Source organism: Chryseobacterium sp. FR054, from assembly GCF_056844565.1.
This window is the reverse complement of record NZ_JBXDSA010000002.1, coordinates 922,007-945,200: the sequence shown is the minus strand read 5'-3', so window position 1 is coordinate 945,200 and position 23,194 is coordinate 922,007. Positions and strand designations below refer to the sequence as shown.

At 39.1% G+C, this 23,194-nt stretch carries 16 protein-coding genes and 1 pseudogene; 3 read left to right on the top strand and 14 right to left on the bottom strand.

Annotated features, from left to right (window positions below):
• The first annotated feature begins 206 nt into the window (after positions 1–206).
• From AC106S_RS11540 to AC106S_RS11530, 3 genes are all read left to right on the top strand, one after another.
• Positions 207–1,205 carry a hypothetical protein gene (locus AC106S_RS11540; protein WP_482439223.1) on the top strand — a complete coding sequence of 333 codons (999 nt, stop codon included), beginning with the start codon at positions 207–209 and terminating at the stop codon, positions 1,203–1,205.
• A gap of 78 nt (positions 1,206–1,283) precedes the next feature.
• Positions 1,284–2,525, top strand: coding sequence for a serine hydrolase domain-containing protein (locus AC106S_RS11535; RefSeq protein ID WP_482439221.1), 1,242 nt, complete (start codon positions 1,284–1,286; stop codon positions 2,523–2,525).
• A gap of 60 nt (positions 2,526–2,585) precedes the next feature.
• A complete protein-coding gene (locus AC106S_RS11530; RefSeq protein ID WP_482439219.1) occupies positions 2,586–2,951 on the top strand; it encodes a helix-turn-helix domain-containing protein in 366 nt (121 codons plus the stop codon).
• Positions 2,952–3,011: 60 nt separating this feature from the next.
• Here AC106S_RS11530 and gldG read toward each other — a convergent pair whose 3' ends face one another.
• From gldG to AC106S_RS11460, 14 genes and pseudogenes are all read right to left on the bottom strand, one after another.
• Entirely contained in the window at positions 3,012–4,679 is a 1,668-nt protein-coding gene (gldG, locus tag AC106S_RS11525; protein WP_482439217.1) for a gliding motility-associated ABC transporter substrate-binding protein GldG, read from the bottom strand.
• Between the two features lie 4 nt (positions 4,680–4,683).
• Complete coding sequence (locus AC106S_RS11520) at positions 4,684–5,412, bottom strand: ABC transporter permease (RefSeq protein WP_482439216.1); 729 nt, start codon at positions 5,410–5,412, stop codon at positions 4,684–4,686.
• A gap of 73 nt (positions 5,413–5,485) precedes the next feature.
• The gene (locus tag AC106S_RS11515; RefSeq protein WP_482439214.1) at positions 5,486–6,037 is read right to left on the bottom strand and encodes a CopD family protein; all 552 of its coding nucleotides are present in this window, start codon (positions 6,035–6,037) and stop codon (positions 5,486–5,488) included.
• A 93-nt stretch (positions 6,038–6,130) separates the two neighbouring features.
• Positions 6,131–6,781, bottom strand: a complete 651-nt coding sequence (locus tag AC106S_RS11510) for a hypothetical protein (protein ID WP_482439213.1) — start codon at positions 6,779–6,781, stop codon at positions 6,131–6,133.
• A 248-nt stretch (positions 6,782–7,029) separates the two neighbouring features.
• Positions 7,030–8,226: a glycine C-acetyltransferase gene (gene kbl / locus AC106S_RS11505; protein WP_482439212.1), complete on the bottom strand. Its 1,197-nt coding sequence runs from the start codon at positions 8,224–8,226 to the stop codon at positions 7,030–7,032.
• Positions 8,227–8,319: 93 nt separating this feature from the next.
• Positions 8,320–8,892 carry a TlpA family protein disulfide reductase gene (locus AC106S_RS11500; protein WP_482439211.1) on the bottom strand — a complete coding sequence of 191 codons (573 nt, stop codon included), beginning with the start codon at positions 8,890–8,892 and terminating at the stop codon, positions 8,320–8,322.
• 84 nt (positions 8,893–8,976) lie between these two features.
• A complete protein-coding gene (locus AC106S_RS11495; protein ID WP_482439210.1) occupies positions 8,977–10,902 on the bottom strand; it encodes a M1 family metallopeptidase in 1,926 nt (641 codons plus the stop codon).
• 174 nt (positions 10,903–11,076) lie between these two features.
• The gene (locus AC106S_RS11490) at positions 11,077–13,005 is read right to left on the bottom strand and encodes a M1 family metallopeptidase (protein ID WP_482439209.1); all 1,929 of its coding nucleotides are present in this window, start codon (positions 13,003–13,005) and stop codon (positions 11,077–11,079) included.
• Between the two features lie 88 nt (positions 13,006–13,093).
• The gene (gene dacB / locus AC106S_RS11485) at positions 13,094–14,563 is read right to left on the bottom strand and encodes a D-alanyl-D-alanine carboxypeptidase/D-alanyl-D-alanine endopeptidase (protein WP_482439208.1); all 1,470 of its coding nucleotides are present in this window, start codon (positions 14,561–14,563) and stop codon (positions 13,094–13,096) included.
• 159 nt (positions 14,564–14,722) lie between these two features.
• Positions 14,723–17,170, bottom strand: a complete 2,448-nt coding sequence (gene priA, locus AC106S_RS11480) for a replication restart helicase PriA (protein ID WP_482439207.1) — start codon at positions 17,168–17,170, stop codon at positions 14,723–14,725.
• A 1,017-nt stretch (positions 17,171–18,187) separates the two neighbouring features.
• Positions 18,188–19,096, bottom strand: a complete 909-nt coding sequence (locus tag AC106S_RS11475) for an AEC family transporter (protein ID WP_482439206.1) — start codon at positions 19,094–19,096, stop codon at positions 18,188–18,190.
• Between the two features lie 130 nt (positions 19,097–19,226).
• Positions 19,227–19,427, bottom strand: a pseudogene (locus tag AC106S_RS11470) (type II toxin-antitoxin system RelE/ParE family toxin); the annotation flags it as partial.
• Between the two features lie 395 nt (positions 19,428–19,822).
• Positions 19,823–22,327: a beta-mannosidase gene (locus AC106S_RS11465; protein ID WP_482439205.1), complete on the bottom strand. Its 2,505-nt coding sequence runs from the start codon at positions 22,325–22,327 to the stop codon at positions 19,823–19,825.
• Positions 22,320–22,706 (bottom strand): GxxExxY protein, encoded by a 387-nt coding sequence (locus tag AC106S_RS11460; RefSeq protein WP_482439204.1) that lies wholly within the window; start codon positions 22,704–22,706, stop codon positions 22,320–22,322. The genes AC106S_RS11465 and AC106S_RS11460 overlap by 8 nt, the downstream gene beginning before the upstream one ends.
• Positions 22,707–23,194 lie beyond the last annotated feature (488 nt).

Sequence of the window (23,194 nt, the reverse complement as noted above, 5' to 3'; positions counted from 1 at the left end):
CTCATGGTCTGTTGCATAAAAACCTGGCATTTATTTCTTTAGGAATTAAAAGAAACTTTCCCTACTTTTAGGTCTGAAAAAAACTAAAACCAAACGATGAAAACCCATTCAAAAACGGAAGCTTTAAGGCCTTTTTATGAAAATTTTTTTCTGCTTTTTATATATTTTCTACACCCGGCTGTATCAGTTCTGAAGTTTAAATAATCATGAAAACAATCAAATCCATTCTGACTTTAGTATCCGGTTTTTTATGCTATATTCACGGGTATGCCCAGGCAGACAGTGTGTATGCTCAAATAAAGGATTATAAACCCGCAAACTTCAAAGATGTGTATCTTCCCGACCATAAGTTTGTAAACCCAACAATCGATTTCAACAATATGGTGGATGATTTTGTTCCTGAAGCAAAAGCTCCTCTTCCCAATCAGTACGAAAACCATACCTGGAAAGGGAAAATCAAAAAAATCACCAAATACCGTAAGCACTCCAAAGAAACGGAAAAACGGATCAGTGAGATTCATTTTTTCAACAGAGAGGGTTTTCTGACGGAAATGAACTTCCTGGTGACGACCAATGTTTATTTTCATTACGACAACCGGAACAGACTTATCAGAAAAGAAGCCATACGAGATAGCGACACACTGAATATGAGGCAGTATACCTATAATGATAAAGATCAGATCACAGGATATGCAGAATCTTTTTTTGAAAAAGGTAAACGCAGGGATAGCCGTTGGGAAGTGGTGTATGATCCCGGTAACCGTTCTATCCTGATGAATGCCCCACAGCCTGACGGAAAATCAATACTGATAAAAAAATACATCTATGACGGGAATAAGGTAAAAACAGAAAACTATGCAGACGGTGCTTTGCTTCCGGATACCGGGCACGAGTTCGTGTACTCGGAAAACAACAATATGATCAGCAGAAAATCCAAAGAATACAACAACTTTTTCAGCTATGATCAGTATAACAGGAAAACAAGAGAAGTAAGCATTATGCCCGGTAAAACCTGGGATGTACAGACAAAAACCTATGACAGAAACGGCTATGTCATCCGTTCTTCTTATGAAAATCCTGTGAATAAAACATCCGGTTCAATGAGCTATAAATACGACCGGACCGGGAATAAGATTTACGAAACTTCCATCCCCGATTCCAACGGTAATTTTTATGAATCTTTTTATGAAATAGAATACTATTAAGTGAAACCTCCGGGTTTCTTTTTTTTGCCCTATTTGTAACAATGAGTGCCGGATAAGTGTCTTATTATAAAAAAACATATGAAAAGGATTCTGCTTCTTTCCATCCTGTCTTCTGTATTTTTTTCCTGCCAATCTGTGAAAAATGGCTCAGATAGTAAAGATAAAAGCATAAGAGATTCTTTGAATACAGCCATCAGCAGTATTTACCAACAGGGACTGTTCAATGGTTTCGCTGTTTCTGTTGTAGATGACCGGTCTGTTCTTTATCAGAAAGGATTTGGTTTTTCTGATGTTAAAGAGAAAAAACCTTATACAGATCAGACCATTCAGAATATCGCTTCTGTTTCCAAAACATTTGTAGGGATTGCTGTTTTAAAGGCACAGGAACTGGGAAAACTCAATCTGGACGATCCTGTCAATAAATACCTGCCGTTTAAAGTTGTCAACCCTCATTTTCCGAAAACCGAAATTACCATCCGGCAGCTCACATCCCATACTTCCTCTATTCTTGATAATGAATTTTATCTGTCTAAAACCTATTACCTGAAACCTGATCAGAACCTTACCGGAGCTAAGTTGAATTTTGATGATGAACAGGTTTTCAACCCTTCCGAATCGGTGATTTCAATGGCGGATTATTTAAAAAACGTCCTTACAGAAAACGGAAAATGGAATAAGGACAGTTTTTCTTCCTCCCAGCCGGGAAGTATGTACGAATATTCCAATGTGGGGACCACACTGGCTGCATACATCGTAGAGCGTGCAACAGGACAGACTTTCAGCAACTTTACGAAACAGTATATCCTGAAACCTTTAAAAATGAATCATTCAGGATGGAAATTTCAAGAAGTCGATTTTTCGAAATTTTCCAGACTCTATGAAAATCCGGATACGGTTCTACCCTATTATTATTCCATCACCTATCCTGATGGTGGTTTTATAACCAACATCCATGATCTGAGCCTGTATCTGAGCGAACTGATGAAAGGCTATAACGGAAAAGGAACACTTCTTACCAAAGAAAGCTACAAGCAATACTTTATACCACAACTTTCTGCTTCCCACTTCACGGAACGGAATGATAAAAACCCGTACAGCGAATCTTATAATACCGGAATATTCATCGGTTTTGGCCATACAGGCTACATTGGGCATACCGGAGGCGATCCGGGCGTGATGTCGATGATGTTTTTTAACCCTGAGAACAATCTGGGAAGAATTATGATTTTCAACACTAATTTTTCGGATAAAAAAGGGAATGATGCTTTTTATGGAATTTGGAATGTATTGGAAAAATATCAGAGCCTTTTCAGTAAGTAGGTTTAAAATTTCACTCCTTTTTAATTATATTTGTACAAAGACACAAATAAAAAAGTCATTATGGAAAAGCTAAGAAATCTAAGAAAGCAAAGAGGTTATACCCAAGAATATATGTCTAATATTATATCTACAGACGTATCTAATTATTCCCGAAAAGAGAATGATGAAGTAAGAATATATGATGATGAATGGGAAAAACTAGCTAAAGCACTTGATGTGCCTGTAGAGGAGATCAAAGAGGAAAGACCAGGACGTGTGGTTAATAATGATAATTTAACCTTTAACGATCAATCTGCAAATAATAATTTTAATCAATACTATAATATTCCCAACTCTATTGTAGAAAACTTGCAGAGTTATATTAAAGTTTTGGAGGAGCAGGTGGGAGCTTTGAAGGAGGAGAATAGAAAATTGAAGAATAGATAGATAATTTATTTTATATAATAAAGGGGCTGTCCAAAAAGTTTGGACAGCCCCTTTTATTTTCTATCCGAATTTTCTCTTCCTCATCCAGAAGAACAATCCTCCCAGAAGGCCGATCACTGCCAGCGGAAGCAGTAAATTCAGCCACTGCCAGTTTGTTTTTTCTTCGGTAATCCTGTTTCTGTCCAGCAGTCTTTCTTCGATATTTCTGTTTCTCAGCTCCATCAGGTTGCTGTCATCCAGAAGATAATCCAGGGCATTTCTCAGAAACTGCTCGTTTCCGAACTCCTGGTTGGTCAGAAGATCTACGCCCAGAGGAAGCGGTTCCCCTTTAAGGACTTTATTTCTTCCCACATCACCGTCAGCAATCACGATCATTTTATTTTCAGGACTCTGGTTTTTAAAGCCCGGATAAGATTTTCTTTCAATTCTTGAAGCATAAGCAGATTCAAACTTTCCTTCCAGTGCTACGGCAAAAATCTTCGGAGTACTTGGTTTCTCCATCTGCCCCAGACTGTCTACGCTGGCAATTTCTTTAAGATCCACATAATTCGGAACCTGCTTCAGAAGGGTTCTTTCACTGGATTCAAAAAGGACTTTGGTTTTGATATTTTTTCTTCCCAGTGTATCGATAGAAGTCGGGAATTCAAATTTCACCGGATTGATATTTTTGGTCACCGGATTATCATTTTCAGCAATTCCCAGCGGGAAATACGGCCACGGAAGGCTTGTATACTGAGGGTTCCCTCCTACTTCACCGGTCACTAACCTCAGCAGGGCAAATTTCTTCACGTCTTTTACCAGGGCCGGATTGATCCTAAGCCCGTAATTGAAGAAGAAATCCGTCATATTGATATCCACAGGGAAAGGCATTACTTTTTTAGATCTGGTAAGGGTATCCATTTCAGCATTCACGGCATCAATCATCCATAATGTTTTTCCGCCGTTCATGATATACTGGTCAAGAATTACCTTTTCGTTATCGGTAAATGCTTTTCTAGGTTTCGCAATCACCAGCGCACTCATCTGCTTGAGCAGTGGAATATCGGCCTGGGTAAGTTCTGTCTGGTTTTTCGGGATTACAGGGCCTGCATCGTAGTTTTCCAGAGCCAGCTGCATAAATCCGTGGAATTCTTCGGGTCTCAGCTCATCCTGATTCACAAGAATCCCTACTTTTTTTCTCTTATCCGCTGCAATATTTTTGATATTGGAAACAAGGCTGTATTCCAGCCCTTCAATAGATCTTGTAAGCTGTTCATCCGCATCAATTCCGGCCTGCTGCACCACCAGAGGAATGGAAACTCCTCTTTTGTCATATTTAATCACAGCATAAGGGAAAAGAGTGATCTGCGAAATCTTGCCGTCTTTCACATCCGGAAGTACGGAAGGCTGCATTCCCATTGCCATAAGAGTATCCTGTGACATTTTGGTTTTAATGGGATCAATGAATTTAAAATCGATCTTAGGATTGATCTTCCTGAATTCCTCCAGCATGAAACGGGTTTCGTTCTGAAGCTGCTTGAAACTTGCAGGGAAATCTCCTTCAAGGTAAACGTCAACTGTTACCGGTTTTTTCACAGATTCCAGCACTTTTATGGTGTTGTCGGAAAGCGTATATCTTTTTTCTTTGGTAAGATCCAGTCTGATGCCGGAGTAGGCCAGCAGAATAACCAAAGGTACAATAGCAAAGAGGAAAATTCCTATCGGGGATTTAGCGTGTATCTTCTTCATAATTCTACTTCTTTTTATTGATAAAATGATTGGACAATACTAAAGCGGCACCGATTACCAGGATAAAATAAGCCACATCTTTAAGATCGACAAGCCCTCTGGTAAAGCCTAAGAAGTGCTGATAGAAGCCCAGGTTCTGAAGGATAAAATCTGCTCCGCCCAAAAGCTTATAACTTGCCAGCTGCTCTATTCCGAAATACATGATGAAACACATGAAAACGCCCAGAAGGTAAGCCATGATCTGGTTCTGCGATAATGAAGATGCCAGGATTCCCACTCCGGAAAAGGCTGCAATTAAAATAATCAGCCCGATATAGCTTCCAAAGGTCATTCCAAGATCAATATTTCCTGCCGGAACTCCTAAAACGTAAACGGTATAAAGATAGATCAGTGAAGGAATAAGGCATAGAATACCTACAATCCATACGGAAAGAAATTTTCCGGATACCAGTTCTGAAACTTTCAGCGGCTGGGAAAAAAGCCAGTTCAGGGTTCCCGTCTGCTGTTCTTCGGCAAAGGTTTTCATGGAAAGGGCCGGAATAATGAACATCAGCAGCCACGGAACGAGTACGAAATAGCTTTGAAGAGAGGCCATTCCAATTTCAAAAATATTAGAATCATTCTCGAAAAAAAACAGAAAAAGAGTTGTTATCAGACTGAAGGCTGCAATGATTACCCACGCGCTCCAGTTTCCGAAATAACTCCAAAGTTCTTTCTTTAAAATTGCAAACATGTTTTATAGTTATGAGTTATGAATTATCAGTTTTGAAGCACCTTTATCCGGGTTCCCCATTACCAATAAGTCTTTAAGGTTTTCTTTTATTTTTATTAACGAGTTTCACGGTCATCATGATCAGAAATACAAGAACGAAAAATCCTGCAATTAATTGCCACCAGTATTCAATTACTGAAGACTTCAGGATCACGGTAAATACCACAAGGAAAAGAATGAAGGTTGCAATCTCATTGGCCTGTCTCAGTTTGATGTTGGCCGTTTCCAGGGTATTTCCATTCAGTTCTCTAAGTTTCAGTACTTTTTTCCAGCACCAGTAATGGTAGATGGCAAGCCCGATCAGGAAAGTCAGTTTCAGGTGAAACCACGGCATTTTCATCAGCCCTGTATTCAGAAAGATCATGACAATTCCGCAAACGGCCATGATAACTCCTGCCGGAACCGTAATGATATTCCATAGTCTTCTGGCCATAAAAGTGTACTGCTCTCTCAGAATTTTCTTTTTTTCTTCCGGAAACTCATCGGTATCTTTATAGTAAACGAAGATCCTCACGAGATAAAAAATTCCCGCAAAGTAGCTTACCATAAAGATAATATGTAAAGCTTTGATGACGGTATACAGCATCCTAAAAATTTGTTTGCAAAGATAGTTTATTTCGGAAAAAAAGAGAATTTAATCTAAAGTCTTTAGCTTAAAATAATAAAGATTAAATATTTTTTAGAATTTGAAAATGAATTTCATATCAATATTAAAATTGAAGCGCAAATTGGAACCTTGCCGATTTGAGTGATAATCAAAAGGAAGGCCATCTATAGGAGCATCATCTTCTTCCTTTCCTGTCATATGAGTATAAGAAATATTTTTTTGTCTGATACCAAAGCCAATTTTAGGCATAAAACCAAACCATGAAGACTCTTTATGAAGCAAAATGCTGTAATTAATATTTAATCCATATTTGGTTCTTTTATAATCTGCTGAACTAAAAGAATAATAAACATCATTTTCGTCGTAATATTTTCCTGAAATATTTTTTCCTGTTTGGTTTAAATAGAAAGCTTCTGCTGACACAAAATGTTTTAATCTTGATTGGGGCGCCAAACTGTAAAAAACTTCCGGTTTTATCTCAAAAACCCTATTTTCCCCTTCAAAATTGCCCATATTTACAGGAATTATTTTATCGGTTCCATATGCCACTTCGCTTCCAACCCACCATCTTTCATTTATTTTCCGCATATAACCTATATTATAGCGTTGGTCACGAAAAGGAGCAAAAGCACTTACAGTAAGTATTGATTTGTAATCATCAGATTGAGCATAAGTTGTTTTGAAAAAGCCCAAAAAAACAAAAAGAAGTAAATATTTCCGCACAAAATGGTTATTATAATTAGTGTTCCAAATATATTATATTATTATCTATTCAGCAATAACATTTTTTTAACTACAATTATTTAATTACTAAAAGAAATAGTTTCAATTCATGTAAAAGCGGTATATTTTTAATGTATTTCAATTTTTCTTTATTGTTAATACGTCCAATCCTCTGAATAAAAAAACAGGATTTCTCTAAATATAAGAAATCCTGTTTTTTATTCTACAAACGTAGATTTTTTTTTATTTTAAGAAATCACTCCTAATTCTTTTCCAACTTTTTCAAAAGCAGCAATCGCCTTGTCAAGATGTTCTTTCGTGTGTGCAGCGGAAAGCTGTACCCTGATTCTTGCTTTTCCTTTCGGTACCACAGGATAAAAGAATCCGATCACATAAATTCCTTCATCCATAAGCTTTTCAGCCATTTTCTGGGAAAGAGGTGCATCATAAAGCATTACCGGAACAATAGCGGCATCACCGTCAGGAATATCAAATCCTCTGGCCTTCATCTGGGTTCTGAAATATCCGGCATTTTCCATAACCTTATCGCGAAGTGTAGTATCATCGGAAATCATATCCAGGACTTTCAGGGCTGCTCCAACGATACCCGGCGCCAGTGAATTGGAGAACAAATAGGGTCTTGAACGCTGTCTCAGCATATCGATGATCTCTTTTTTACCGGAAGTGAATCCTCCCAAAGCACCGCCAAGGGCTTTTCCTAAAGTAGAGGTAATAATATCCACTCTTCCCATTACTTCATTGGCTTCGTGTGTTCCCCGGCCTGTTTTCCCGATGAAGCCGGTTGCATGAGAATCATCCACCATTACCAAAGCATCATATTTATCTGCCAGATCGCAAAGCCCTTTCAGGTCTGCAACGATTCCGTCCATCGAGAAAACCCCGTCGGTAACGATAATTTTGAAACGGTGATTCTTTTCTGAAGCTGCAATCAACTGAGCTTCAAGATCTGCCATATCATTGTTTTTGTAACGGTATCTTGCCGCTTTACAGAGACGTACTCCGTCTATAATGGAAGCGTGGTTCAGTTCGTCTGAAATAATAGCATCCTCTTCAGTAAATAAAGGTTCGAAAACTCCTCCGTTAGCATCAAAAGCAGCAGCATAAAGAATCGTATCCTCAAGACCTAAGAAATCTGCAATCTTTTTTTCCAGCTGCTTGTGAATATCCTGTGTTCCGCAGATGAAACGTACGGATGACATTCCGTATCCATGAGATTCAATCATATCCTGTGAAGCTTTCATTACCTCCGGATTGTTGGATAATCCCAGGTAATTATTGGCACAGAAGTTCAGCAGTTTTTTCCCGTTGGCTTCAATTTCAGCACTCTGTTGAGAAGTAATGATTCTTTCTCTTTTGAAAAGGCCGTCATTTTCAATGTTTTGAAGTTCGTTCTGTAAATGTTGAAGATATTTTTCAGAGATCATTTTTTGTTAAATTTTTAGATGTGCTAATTTAATAAAAAAAGCCGTTTCAATCTTATGAAACGGCGGTGTTATTTATGGATTCTGAAAATCAGATTATTTTAAAAGCGGAATTACGGTATGCGCCAGCATCTGCTGTGCGTTTTCTCTGGTTTTATGATCTATTGTTTTATAATCTTTCCAGGTGGTTACCATCTTTACTTCTCCCTGGTTATTCACCACCATAAACTTGGAGAAATCCGGAATCATTTCAAGCTGTGGCGGGGTCATCTGCTCTGCGAAAACCCTGTTGCGCTTTTTAACTCCTCCCGGAAATGCTTTATTTTTCAGCACCAGTATTTTGGCATCTGCGGACCTGTTCTTCACAATATCCACAGCTTTATTTATTCTCTTGTCATCCTCCCCTTCTACCAGTACAATATACACACTGGTGTTATAATCTTTTTCAAGCTGGAGAGCGTCCGGAAGGTGTTCTATACAGGGTACACACCAGCTGGCCAGTGTATAAAAAACGGTATTGGGCTTTCCTGAGTTTTTAGCGATGCACAGAATATCATTCTTATCTACGGCAGTTGCCTCTATAAATTCAGATTTTTTCAGGGCGCAGTTTTCCATCTGGGCGGATATAAACGAGCTTCCCAACAGAGAAAACAGGAATAAAATTCTCATAATTTTAAATATTAATTAAAAATTTTAGTATAAAATAACAAAACAATACTATTATTATTTTTTTGAAACTATTTTAGAATATTTTTAACGTTTAATGAATTTTATATGCTGATCTTTTACTGTAAAAATATAAGATCCCGGAACCAGGTCTGCTGTACCGATGATCTGTCCCGGCTGATACCTACTTTTTCTTACCAGCCTTCCATCTGCTGCATGAATAGAATACTCCGTTGCTCTGTCGACTCCTTTTAAATACATCTCATTTCTGGCAGGATTCGGATACAGGGCAAAATTTTCTTTCTCCACAGAAGCCACACTCAAAGTATTATCTTTAATAACCGTTGAGTTTTTTTCAAGAATCTGATATTCATAGTTAAGCACAACACTGGCCACCGGAAAAGAAACCGTTTCTACGAAATCCTGGTTATTGGAAGTATTATTTAAAGTAAAATAAGCGGTCTGCCCGGCAGTTCCCGTCACTTTTACAGGTAACGGCATTTCAAAAAAGTTTACCGTAGGAGAACTTTGAGTCTGGGAAACCCTGAATCTGATCTGGTTTCCGGTCTGTTTCCAACGGGTAGTATAAGTAGGATATCCCTCACCATACAGCCAGTCGTTGAAAAATTCCGTAAAATCTTTTCCCGTAGATTGAAGGAGGGATGCCTTAAAATCTGAAGTCGTTGCATATCCATAGGCTAAATCCGGTCTGGCAAGATAATCTTTCATGGCCTGATAAAAAGCGGCATCACCCAGGATCCATTTGATCATTCTTACAATATATCCGCCTTTGGAATAGGAAAGCCTGCCGTCGAAGATCCTGTTTACGTTGGATAATCCGGTATCCGGAACGTAGGTACTTCCTCCGGTACCGGTGGTAATATAATTTTTCTCTCCCAGCAGATAATTTAAAAATTCGGTGTTGCTCATCAGGAGTTTCTCGTAGGCCAGATGCTCGCCAAAGGTGGCAAAACCTTCATTCAGCCATACATCATTCCAGGTACCGCAGGTAATTTTATCCCCAAACCACTGGTGGGCAAGTTCGTGGGCAATAAGGTCCTTGCTCCATCCTCCCATAGAAGACATGGTCTGATGCTCCATTCCTCCACCCCAGGTAAACTGCATATGGCCGTATTTTTCATTCCGGAAAGGATAAGGCCCGAAATAGGTTTCAAAAGTATCCATCATCTGTTTGGTCCATTCTATATTCGCCATACTTGTGGTGTTTGAACTTGTAGAAGGATAGATATAATTGACGAACGGAAATGGCGGGTTACCGATCGTGCTGTTTAATTTAACAAAATTGGTTACGGAAAGAGCGATCAGGTAGGCGGCCGTAGGATACATGGTTCTCCAAAATGTCAGTTTCTGTCCTCCGGCAAGAGGGGTTTCAGACATCAGTTTGCCGTTGGCAGCTACATGATATTGTGAAGGAGTGGTAATTTTAAAATCAAACCGGTCGATCTTGTCATTAAGACTTTGTTTTGTAGGAAACCAGTCCTGTGCTCCGTAGGGCTGGCTCAAAGTAGAAAGAACAGGAGTTCCTCCCTGCGTGTTATTAAAGAAAATATCCGTAGCCGCAGGTGATCCGGAATAATGAATCGTCAGCGAGTCCAGCGTATTGGCGGGAAGCGATGCCGGAAAATTTATTTTTATTTCTTTGGTGGCCAGCTGCTGAAAAGGGATATTGGTTCCGTGATATTTCACCTGGGAAACCGTCAGCACATTTGTAAAATCAAAATAAATGCTTCCCATATTCTGGTTGGGCTTAAAGTGGGATGTCACCGAACCGGATATATTGTATGAACCAGGGGTCAGGGTAAGATCCATTCTCTGGTACTGAAGATCATAGTTCAGGGTATTCGGGTTGATATTACCCGTGCCCATTTTATTGGCATAAGACTGCATCTCCTTTGCCACCAGTCCTTTTCTTTCGATATTTTCTTTCAGGTCCTGGCTGTAAAATGGCTGCGACAGCAGTAAGCATGCAATAAAAGAGTAAAATGCTTTCATATTCAGAAATTATTTCCAAATATAGAATAAATACTTTTCAGCTGAAAACCAAAAAGTATTTTTAATTAAAATAAAAATTCATTGAAAATATCTTACATATTAACGGCCTGCATAGACTTTATTTATGTTTTTTAAATCATCAATCCCATGTTGAATTTTAAAATAAATTTCAATTTAATGTTTTAAAAACTTTATATTTTTCTCTTTTATGGTAAAAATATATGTTCCGGGTACAAGATCTGCAATGTTTATCGTTTTTTCGGGCTGGTAAGTTCCTGTTTTCACGAGTTTTCCGTCCGCAGCATGAATAGAAAACCCAGCCGCTCTGTCAATTCCTTTTATGTAAAGTTCATTTTTAGCAGGGTTCGGATACAGGGCAAAATCTTCTTTTTCCACGGAAGACACACTCAGGGTATTATCCAGCATTACAGTTGAGTTTTTCTCAAGGATCTGATACTCATAGTTGAACTGAACACTTGCTACCGGAAATGCTATTGTTTCTACGAAACCCTGGTTATTGAAGGTATGATTCAGGGTAAAATAAGCAGTTTCTCCACCGGTTCCGGTTACTTTTACAGGCAGGGGCATTTCAAAAAAGTTTACGGTGGGAGAACTTTGGGTCTGGGAAACTTTAAACAGGAGCTGATTGCCAATCTGCCTCCATTTTGTGGTATAGGAAGGATAACCTTCTCCGTACAGCCAGTCGTTAAAAAACTCTGTAAAATCTTTTCCCGTAGACTGAAGAAGGGATGCTTTAAAATCCGATGTTCTCACATAGCTGTAAGCAAGAGCCGGTCTTGCATGATATTCCCTGATCGCCTGATAAAAAGCGGTATCCCCTAATATCCACTTGATCATCCTTAAAATATAGGCTCCTTTGATGTATGACAGACGGTTATCAAAAACCCTTCCGACATTGGGAAGCCCGCCATCGGGAACATACACACTGCCATCAGGGGAAGAAGTGATGATATTGATCTGGCTTATCAGGTAATTCATAAACTCAGGATGTGTCATGATCAGCTTTTCATTGGATACATGGGTTCCGAATGTGGCAAAACCTTCATTCAGCCAGATGTCATTCCATGCTCCGCAGGTAACTTTGTCTCCGAACCACTGATGAGCCAGCTCATGGGCAATGAGATGTTTGGTCCAGCCTCCCAGGGATGTCATGGTCTGATGTTCCATTCCTCCTCCGTATTTGTATTCCATATGCCCGTATTTCTCGTCGCGGAAAGGATAAGGGCCAAAATAGGTTTCAAAGGTATTCATGATCTGCTTGGTCCATTCTAAATTTTCCATGCTTGTGGTGTTTGCACTTGTAGACGGATAAACGTAATTAACGAACGGAAACGGCGGATTTCCTATGGTATCGTTCATTTTTACGAAATTGGTGATGGATAGTGCGATCAGGTAAGCTGCTGTGGGGTACATGGTTCTCCAGAACGTCAGTTTCCGGTCTCCCGGAAGAGCTGTTTCAGACATCAGTTTTCCATTGGCGGCAACGCTGTATTGGGAAGGGGTTGTAATTTTAAAATCAAATCTGTCGATCTTATCGTTGAGACTCTGTTTTGTAGGAAACCAGTCCTGTGCTCCGTACGGCTCATTCAAAGTGGAAAGAACCGGTACATCACTCTGCATACCGACAGAAAAAGCATTGTATTCGGTAGAAGGTGGTCCGGAATAATGAATCGTGAGTGAATCCAGGGTATTGGCAGGCAGGGAAGCAGGAAAATCGATCTTTACTTCTTTGGTAGGAAACTGCTGAAACGGAATACTGGTACCATGATACTGCACCTGGGAAACCGTGAGCACATTCGTCAGATCAAAATAAATGCTGCCCATAGTCTGATTGGGCTTAAAATGTGAAGTAACCGATCCTGCAATCATATGCACTGCCGGATCTAAAGAAACATCCAGTCTCTGGTACTGAAGATCATAGTTCAGTGTATTGGGGTTGACATTGAAGGTGGTCATTTTTTTAGCAAAAGACTTCATTTCCTTTGCAATCAGTCCCTTCATTTCAATGTTCTGGTCCTGTTTCTGGCCATAAAGCTGAAAAGAAACCATTGCACTTATGATTAAAAGATAAAATTTTCTCATACTCAGATCATTAGATTTAATCAAAGATAAAAAAAACCTTCTAATCATTGATTAAAAGGCTTTTATAATATTGAAATAAATATTCTGTTTAAAGATCCAGAGCCGGCTCAAGAATTTTTTCCATTCTCTTTTTCACCATATCCACAGATCCCGAATAATTGTTCACCATCAAAGAAAACACCAGTGTTTTACCGGAATTGGTTTTCAGGTATCCTGCTAAAGTCTTTACTTTGTTCAGGGTTCCTGTCTTAGCGAAGACCTGTCCGTTTCCTGTTCCCAGGAACATTCTTTTGAGTGTTCCGGACTGGCCGCCTACCGGCAGAGAGCTCAGGTATGTTTTATAGTATTTTTCGTCCATCAGGGAAGATAAAAACTTCACCTGGGAGATGGGGGTCACATGATTGCTTCTTGAAAGTCCGCTTCCGTCCATATAAGTTAAACCAAGCATATCAAAATCTGAATCTTTCAGATGGCTGGTTACGACTATTCTTCCTGATTCTGAAGTCTGATCTCCCATTTTCTGGAATCCAACGGTTTTCAGTAATGCTTCTGCCAGAGAATTGTCACTGTGCTGGTTGGTATAATAAATAATATCTGCCAAAGTAGGCGACTTATAGGCTGCTACAAGTTTTCTGTTTTCGGGAGTGGCATCCGTCATTTTAGGTGTAACTTTTCCTGTTACCGGAATACCTCCTTTTATCATGGTAGTTCTGAATGTATTGGCCAGGTAAGCCGGAGCATCGGGTAATTTGGTCGTTAATGTTCCGTTTCCGTCGTATTTTTCAGCATATACCATCTGATTGGCATATGGAGAGACATAGAAGAATTTTTTTTCTGAAGAGAATCCCGCTTTTTTTACGATCAGTTTTTCGTTGGCCGGATTGATTTCCCGCGTGGTTCCTACCGGCAGATAGTAATTATTGTTTTCAAGCCATACAACATTTTCCGGAAGCCTTGTAATATTGCCTTTGAAAAGCGCTGTCTGAATGATAATATCACCATTTACCTTTCTGATTCCTTCGCGTGAAAGTCCGCCCATGAAGTCTGAAATAATGTCTCTGTACGACCAGGCCCCTGCCTTATTGGTTCCCAGGGAAGGATCTCCGCTGCCAACCACATAAAGATTTCCGTTCAGGGTTCCGTTCTCATCTATCGTTCCTGAATATTCCAGCTGGGTCATCCACCGGTAATTTTCTCCCAGTAAGCTCATCGCGGTTTCTGTGGTCAGCAGTTTGGTTGTAGAAGCCGGAACCAGAGGAGAGCTTTCATTGTACGAAGAAATTACTTTCTTCGTTTTCGGATCGTACACTACGAATCCCCAGTCTGCATTTTTCAGCACAGGATCCGCCATCATTGTGTTTACATTAATGTCTACTAATTCTTTGGCCGATAAAACCGTTTTCTCCGCTATCGAAGTAATGGGAGAAGGCAGGTTCAAACTGCTTTTCTGATTATCATAAGCCTGTGAGTAAAGAACAGTAGAAACGGTAGATTGGGCAAGGAAGAATCCGGAAGCCAATACCGCTGCACTTGAAATATATTTTCTGAAATTTACCATCTATCTTTTTTTGTTCCATAGTTTGACACTATAAAAAATGACAGGTTAAATCATTCAATACAGAAACCAAACATTTAATCAACGATCAAAAGTAGAAATTATTGTCAGATAAAGGGATACAGAGATATGATAAAAGACCGTAAATTTTGTTAAAAATTGTTAAAAATCAACAAAAATATCTTTTTTAATGCTTTGATAAGCAGTGATTTCATCAAATTCTTTCAGACTTAATAAAACCAGGGCCTTGAACTTTTCATAGTTCTTTCCGCGTGGAAGTTTGAGCATAATCTGGAACTGATATAAATTATTCAGCTTCCCGATCTGAGCTTTTTCCGGCCCCAGCACACAGTCTCCGGGAAGATATTTCCTCAGTACAGAGCCTAAGAACTGGGATGCACGGTTGGCCTTATCTTCTCTTCTGTGTTTCAGCTCAATCATGATCAGTTTGGTAAACGGCGGATAATGGAATTTCTGACGTTCGGTAAGGATATGTTTGTAGACTTTCGCAGGATTGTTCATTCTGATCAGCTGAAATACCGAATGTTCAGGATTATAGGTCTGAATTAAAATCTTTCCTTTTCCGGAAACTCTTCCGGCCCGTCCGGAAACCTGTGTAATCAGCTGATAGGCTCTTTCCTCTGCTCTGAAATCCTGTACGTACAGCAGGGAATCGGCTTTTGGAATGGCAACCAGCTCAATATGATCAAAGTCAAGACCTTTGGAAATCATCTGGGTCCCGACAACGATATCCGTTTCTCTTTCTTCTATTTTTTCGTAGAGTTTTTCGTAGGCAAATTTCTTACGCATGGAGTCCACATCCATTCTGTCCACTTCATTTTCAGGAAAGAGTTTGGAGACTTCTTCATGAATCTGCTCTACTCCTACTCCTCTTTCGTTGAGATTTTCTGAATAGCATTTCGGGCAGGTTTTTGGCTTTGAAGCTTTCTGTCCGCAATAATGGCATTTCATTTCGTTGGCTGCCTTGTGATAGGTCATTACCACATCGCAGTTTGAGCAGTAATTCACATAACCGCAGGTCTCGCATTCCACTACATTGGCGTAGCCACGGCGGTTATGGAGTATAATGACCTGATTTTTTTCATCCACTATTTTTCTGATCTCATCAATCAGATGTAGAGAGAAATTTCCGGAAACTTTTTTAGATGCCTGCGCTTCTTTGAAGTTGATCAGTTCATATTCCGGCAGATTTACGTTCCCGAATCTTTCATTCAGGAAAATATATTTCATTTTATCTTTTCTGGCTGCATAATAGCTTTCCACAGACGGTGTTGCAGATCCCAGAATAACTCCGGCTTTATAAAAATTTCCCAGAACAAGAGCGGCATCTTTCGCATTGAAATAAGGTGAAACTTCCCTGGGTCTGTATGCAGAATCATGTTCTTCATCTACAATAATAAGTCCCAGATTCTGAAAAGGCAGGAACAGGGCATTCCTTGTTGCAATGAGAATTTTTATATCATTCTGCCTGATTCTGCGCCATACCTCCACCCTTTCAAAATCGGTCAGTTTCTGGTGATAGAACCCCAGCAGTCTGCCGTATTTTTTTTCGAGTCTCCGGGTAATCTGTTTGGTAAGAGAAATTTCAGGAAGCAGAAAAAGTACGTTCTTTCCTTCACGGATGGATTCTTCAATTTTCTCAAGATAAATATGGGTTTTTCCGGAAGAGGTCACCCCGTGAAGCAATACATTCCGTCCTTCTTCAAATGCTTCATCAATTTCAGCTTTGGCTGCTTCCTGCTGTTCAGAAAGCTCTTCTATCTCTTCTATTTCTCCTTCGTAACTGTCTATCCGGTCTTTCTGCATATAATATTCCTCAACAAGACCTTTATCTGCCAACGGTTTAAAATGGGAGCTTCCAAAGTAGCCGTCTTCAAAAAGATCTGCTTTTTTGATGGGAACTTCGGGATGTTCGGTCTGCTTTTCAAGAATTGCCAGGAAAAGGTCCTTCTGTTTGGCAGCCCTGTTGAGCTTTATCAGGATATCCGTAAGGTTCTGGTTCTTTAAAACCTCATCATTTATTTTAACGTAGGCAACTTCTTTTGCTTTATATTTTTCTGCCACTTTCTCATCTATCTCAATATACTGCAGATCGATCAGGGCGTTGATCGTTTTAATAATTTCCTTTTTCGGAATAAAGGCTTCAATATCTGTAAGATTGATCAGCTGGCGAACTTCTAAAGCCTGAATAAGATACATTTCATTGACATCCAGGTTTTCAAAATCAACCGTTACATTGGGTTTTAATTTTAAATAGGTCTCACTTTCCAGCTTCAGCGAAGACGGAAATGCAAATCTGTAAATTTCTCCTAACCCGCACATATAATATTCCGAGAGCCAGTTCCAGAACCGGATCTGTTCTTCGGGCAGGATCGGATTTTCGTCAAGGATACTGATCACTTCTTTGGCAACGAAACTTTCCGGTGCATTGTCATGAAGTTCGAAAACAAGTCCTGTGTAGATTTTTTTTCCTCCGAAAGGCACCAGTACACGCATTCCGGTCTGAATACCGTTCATCAGTTCTTCGGGAACTTTATAGGTAAAAGATCCTTTTAAATTAAGCGGCAAAACAATCTGGGCGTACTGCAAGGGAAAATTTTAAAGTGTAAAATTAGATTTTTATTCAGAGAACTGCAATTTTTATTGGAATTGAATCTTTGCATCAGAATTTTTAAAAATCAAATATCTGCATTATCGAACCAACAGTGTTGATTTGATGATGCAGATATTTTTGTTGGAAAAATATAAAAATTAAACGCAAAGCTTTATGTAAAATACTGTTGATTTTGAGAGAGCAAAGCAGGTCGACTTCGTTGCTGATGAAGCTTGTGTTTAATGCGTGCGCTTCATCGGATCAACGGAGTTGATTTTACTCTTTGCATCCTCGAAATATGCGGTAAAAAGATGTAAACTCTGGTTTCAAAAAATAGAAAGAAAATAAACGCAGAGCTTTACGTAAGAGGCTTTTCATTTTAGCAGACAAAGACATGCGACTTCGTCGCTGATGAAGCTTGTGGCTAATGAGTACGTTTCATCGAATCAGCGGATTTGATTCTACTCTTTGCATCTCGAAATATGCGGTAAAAAGATGTAAACGTTGGTTTCAAAAAAATAGAAAGAAAATAAACGCAGAGCTTTACGTAAGAGGCTTTTCATTTTAGCAGGCAAAGACATGCGACTTCGTCGCTGATGAAGCTTGTGTTTAATGCGTGCGCTTCATCGGATCAACGGAGTTGATTTTACTCTTTGCATCCTCGAAATATGCGGTAAAAAGATGTAAACTCTGGTTTCAAAAAATAGAAAGAAAATAAACGCAGAGCTTTATGTAAGATGCTTTTCATTTTAGCAGGCAAAGACATGCGACTTCGTCGCTGATGAAGCTTGTGTTTAATACGTACGCTTCATCGGATCAACGGAGTTGATTCTACTCTTTGCATCTCGAAATATGCGGTAAAAGATGTAAACTTTGCTTTTCATAAAAAAACTGCACATAGTTTTTACATAAAGAGAAACAGTTTTTCAATTTATAAAAATGATAAATAAAGAGCTTTTTCCTCAAAATAGTTTCTTCGAAGATTAACTAATTAAATTCTGCTTTAATGATGCTCAAAAGAGCAGTTCTGTGATCTGGTACCAGAATGCAGAAGTAATAAATCCTACAATAATGCTGACGCCAATAATGAGATTGGTAAGTTTTGTATTGAGCCGGAACTGTTCTGCAATGATACTGGAAGTAACAAGGGTCGGCATAGCGGCTTCAAATATGGTGATCTTCGCAACGTTTCCTTTTACCCCGAAAAGCAAGGCCATTCCCAAAACAATAGCAGGAGCCAGGATCAGTTTATAGAGCATGGATGCAGACATTTGCGGAATCAGTTTTTTCCAGCCGTTGAATTTCAGCTGAAGTCCTACTGAGAACAGGGCCAAAGGGCTTACTGTGGCTGCCAGCTTATCGAAAAAAGGTTCAGCAAAAGTGAAATCAATGAACTGTGACAGTATCAAAGCGGATATACAGCCTATGAGCGGAGGAAATGCGATCAGCCTTTTTAAAATAAATACAGCGCTTACTTTTCCAGATCTGCTTCCGCCTTTTACTGCGGCAATAATTCCCAATGTAGAAAGGGCAAAAAACATGGTCTGATCACAAATGATGGCGATACTGAGCAGACTTTCTCCGTAAAAAGCACTGATCAACGGAAACCCGATGAAAGAGGTATTGCTGTAACCGCTTGCCAGCTCAAGGGTGCTTCTGGAACGCCTTGAATACCCTTTGCTTTTGCTGTAAAACATCATAAAGAAGAAGCAGAAAACAGAGATCAGAAAGGTGGCTGCAATAGGAAACAGCATTTCCGTAGTCCATTTTACTTTGGGCAGATATTTGAAGGACACTGCCGGCAGGGCAAGATAAAGAATCCAGGTATTAATGCCTTTATGGGCATCGGGGTGGATAGATTTTGTTGCTTTGAATATCATTCCTGCTATAATGCACACTGCAATCAGAACAAAATTTACCATAACGTTAAAGAAATATTCTACAAAGTTACGGCTGATTTTTCAGTTGGAGGTGTAAAATTTATACTTTTTCGGGTATGATTCCAATCAAATGGGAAAGCTTTGTTTTTTCTGAAGGCTGGCCGAATAAAGTTTACTTCTGAATACGTTTTTTCAAATCCATATCAGCTCCAAGAATTCTGATGATTTCGATTTCTTTTATGTCTATGATTTTATAAAAAATACTATGTCTGCTAGAAAGAAATCCTAAAATATCAAACCCAATTTCACTCTGTATTTTTCCAATTCCTGGGTTTTCTTTAAGTATTTCACAATGATATATCAGTTCACCGTAATATTTACCGGCTGGAAAGGGTTTTAATTATTATGTTGTTTGTGGGAAATTAAATTTGTATGGATATGTTAATTTGCATTTTTTTGAAACGCAAAGTTAATTTATAGGCAATGTTGATTTAGAGGGAGCAAAGGGTAGAATCAACTCCGTTGATTCGATGAAGCTATCTGTGTTATCTGAGGGATCTGTGGGAAAACTATTTTAACCATAACGAGGGACAAAATATTTTAACACTTCAGCGATCTTTAAATTTAAAGCTTCACACATAGAAGTTCACTTAAGATTCTTAAAAATCTACAATTTTTATTGACTGGATTAAAAAGATCTTCGGCATCTGCGGGAATAACAGAAATCTTTAATATTCTTAAGCCTTTAATTATCTGTCATCTGGATTTTTATTCTCTCAATGCCTCCCACAGGCTCATCACCTCAACTTTATCCAATGGTTTAGAAAGTATAATCTTTTTTGAGGTACCAGGCAGCAGATCGAAGAAATTATCGCTGAAATGGGTGTCTCCCATCAGATAAACATCTTTAGCAAGTACATCTGTGGAGATTTCAATCTCTGAAGGAGAAACATACCTGATCTTCAGATTCGGTCTTGTCAGCTTCATCGCGTTCGGTTTTGAGAAAAAGTGGATATTCTCTGCTATGATCTTTCCACCGGCATCTTTTAGTGTCAGCTGCAGAAAGGTTTTATTCCGGTCTGCTTCGGGAACCAGATTCAGAGTTTCAAACGGATCAAATTTTACAATATCTTCCAATATTTTCCCATCCGGAAAACTGGATATTTCGTCAACAACTTCACCGTTAAAACGTATTGTTTTAATTTCAATACTTACATCCTGAAATTTATTTAAACCGTCATTGACTGCATAAAAGTTCAGGATCCCGTCTTTTTCTTCCGTGAGGATAACCTGCTGTTCAAAACTTCGCTTCATCTGGTAATGCAGAGCTTTCCAGTTTCCCGGATAATCTATGGACGACCATGAAACTACGGGCCAGCAATCGTTCAGCTGCCAGTACAGTGTTCCCATATTATATGGCTTTGCCCTGCGGTGGGCTTCTACGGCAATCTTCATTCCCCGGGCCTGAAGCAACTGGGAAATATAATTGTATTTCACAAAATCTTCGGGAACTGTATAATCCCGTTTCATGTATCCGCTGATGATCTCCCAGCCCCTGGAATGCTTTTCATGCGCTTTAACGACGGGGTTCTGCAGCTCCAGAACGGGGCTTCCTGAAAACATGGATTTTACCGCTTCTAAGGACGGCATTCCCTGGAAACCATATTCAGACATAAAACGTCCCACTTTTTCATTATAAATCTCGAAAGGCTGTTCTCCCCACCAAACACCCCAGTAATGGGAATCCCCTTCTGTAAGGCTTTCTTTGTGCCCCCAGCCTATGGATGGAGAACTCGGCCAGTATATGTTTTTATCAGCCGTAAGGTTTTCTTTCAATGCATTGGGAATCACTTCATGAAAAAGCTTCCTGTAATCTTTCCATACCTGCAGTGAGTCGCTCTCTGAGTATTTGAACTGTTTCTGATAGCCCCAGTTGACAATGGCTTCATCAATCTCATTATTACCGCACCATAAAGCTACGGATGGGTAGTTCTGCAGTCTGCGGACCTGGTCTTTGACTTCTTCTTTCACATTGTTCAGAAAATGTTCATCAGCCGGATAAAAACTTCCTGCGAACATGAAATCCTGCCATACCAGAATTCCGTTCTCATCACAGGCTTTATAAAATTCATCATCTTCATAAATTCCACCTCCCCAGATCCGGATCATATTCATATTGGCATCTCTGGCATCTCTGATGAGTTTTCTGTATTTTTCTCCGGTTATGCGCGGGGAAAAGCTGTCACCCGGAATCCAGTTGGTTCCTTTGGCATATAAGGGTTTTCCGTTTACTTTAAAATAGAATGATTTTCCTTTTCCATCCTTTTCCTGAACCAGCTCCACAGTCTTCAGACCATATCTTACATCGGTGTCTCTAACGGCCCATCCTCCTTTGTATTTGTACAGGGTAATTTTTGTTTTTATCAGATTCGGTTCCCCCCATCCGTTAGGCTGCCATAATTTGGGATTTTTGATGGTATAGGGCACAGCTATTGTATTCAGCCCTTTTTTCAGGTTAAAACGATATGTTCCTCTATTGATATTAAAGCCTACATAATATTCGCCCTCTTCTTCGGCAAAAATCTCCATATTAAAAGAAATTTTCGCTAAAGTATCTGTAACGGTGTGCTGCTGAACCTGGATGTTATTTACTTTTGCCCGGTTCCAGAACTCCAGTTTCACATCTTTCCAGATTCCTGCGGTGACCAGTCTTGGGCCCCAGTCCCAGCCAAACTGATACTGTGCTTTTCTTACAAAACTTCTCGGAGATTCAGGCATCGTGAACGGAACTTTTTCAGCCAGTTTTTTTCCTTCTTTAACGGCAGATCTGAATTTAATTTTCAGTTCATTTTCTCCTGCCTTTAAGAATTCCTTTACCGGAATTTCCCATTTTCTGAACATATTATCTGTCTTTGTCAGCAGTTTTCCATTCAGATAGACCTCTGAGAAGGTATCAAGCCCATTAAATATAAGATCAATATGTTGGTTACCCAGTTCTTTCCGAGTAACCCTGAAGCGGGTATGATATTCCCAGTCTTCATTTTCAATCCACTGCACTTTTTTTTCGTTTTCGTCTTTAAAAGGATCGGGAATGATATTGTTACTCATCAGATCGAGATGAACAGTTCCCGGGACCTTTGCAGAAAGCCAGTTCTTTTCTTTCACATTTTTAAACTGCCATTTTTCAGAAGATAAATTACGTTCTGAAAACTGTGCCCGGATGCTGTTCTGAACAAAGAGAAACATAAAAAGAAAGAAAGTAGTTTTATTCATCGGTAAGTTTGTTTACAATTCTGTGAATTCCATATTTGATCAGTTCAGTGTTAAAATTAATGAGAAGCCCAAGTTTTATATTGGATTGCTTCAGATAGGTCAGTACCTGAGCATGAGAAATTGAACTCAGTTCCTGTACAGATTTCACTTCAATAATCACTTTATCTTCTACGATCAGGTCTATTTTGTATGCATTCTCCACAGTCATTCCTTTATATTTCAAAGGTAAGGATACCTGTTGTTTAACATTCAAGCCTAATAATTTCAATTCATAAGCTAAAGCTGTTTCGTAAGCATGTTCCAATAATCCAACTCCAATATTTTTATGAACTTCGATAGCTGCCCCTATTATTTTATAGGATAATTCATTTTCTGTCATTTGTGTTTGTTTTTAATCTGACATTTTGCTTTCTCTAAATAAAAAGTATTTTACATAAAACTTTGTATTTAATTTTCTGTTTTCTGAAACGCAAATCCTTAGCTTCATTATGTCTATTTTCAGGGAGCAAAGGCTAGAATCAACTCCGTTGATTCGATGAAGCGGACATTTTAACCGTTAGTTTCATCAGCGACAAAATAGCACTTCTTTGATCGTTAAAATCAACAGAATTTTGCATAAAACTTTGCGTTTATTTTTCTGTTTTTCTGAAACGCAAAGCTCACATCTTTCTGCTACATATTTTAAGTAGGCAAAGGGCAGAATCAACTCCGTTGATTCGACGAAGCGGACGTTTTAACCCTTAGCTTCATCAGCGACAAAGTCATACTTCTTTGCTCGTTAAAATCAACAGAATTTTTCATAAAACTTTGTGTTTATTTTTCTGTTTTTATGAAACGCAAAGCTTACATCTTTCTGCTACATATTTT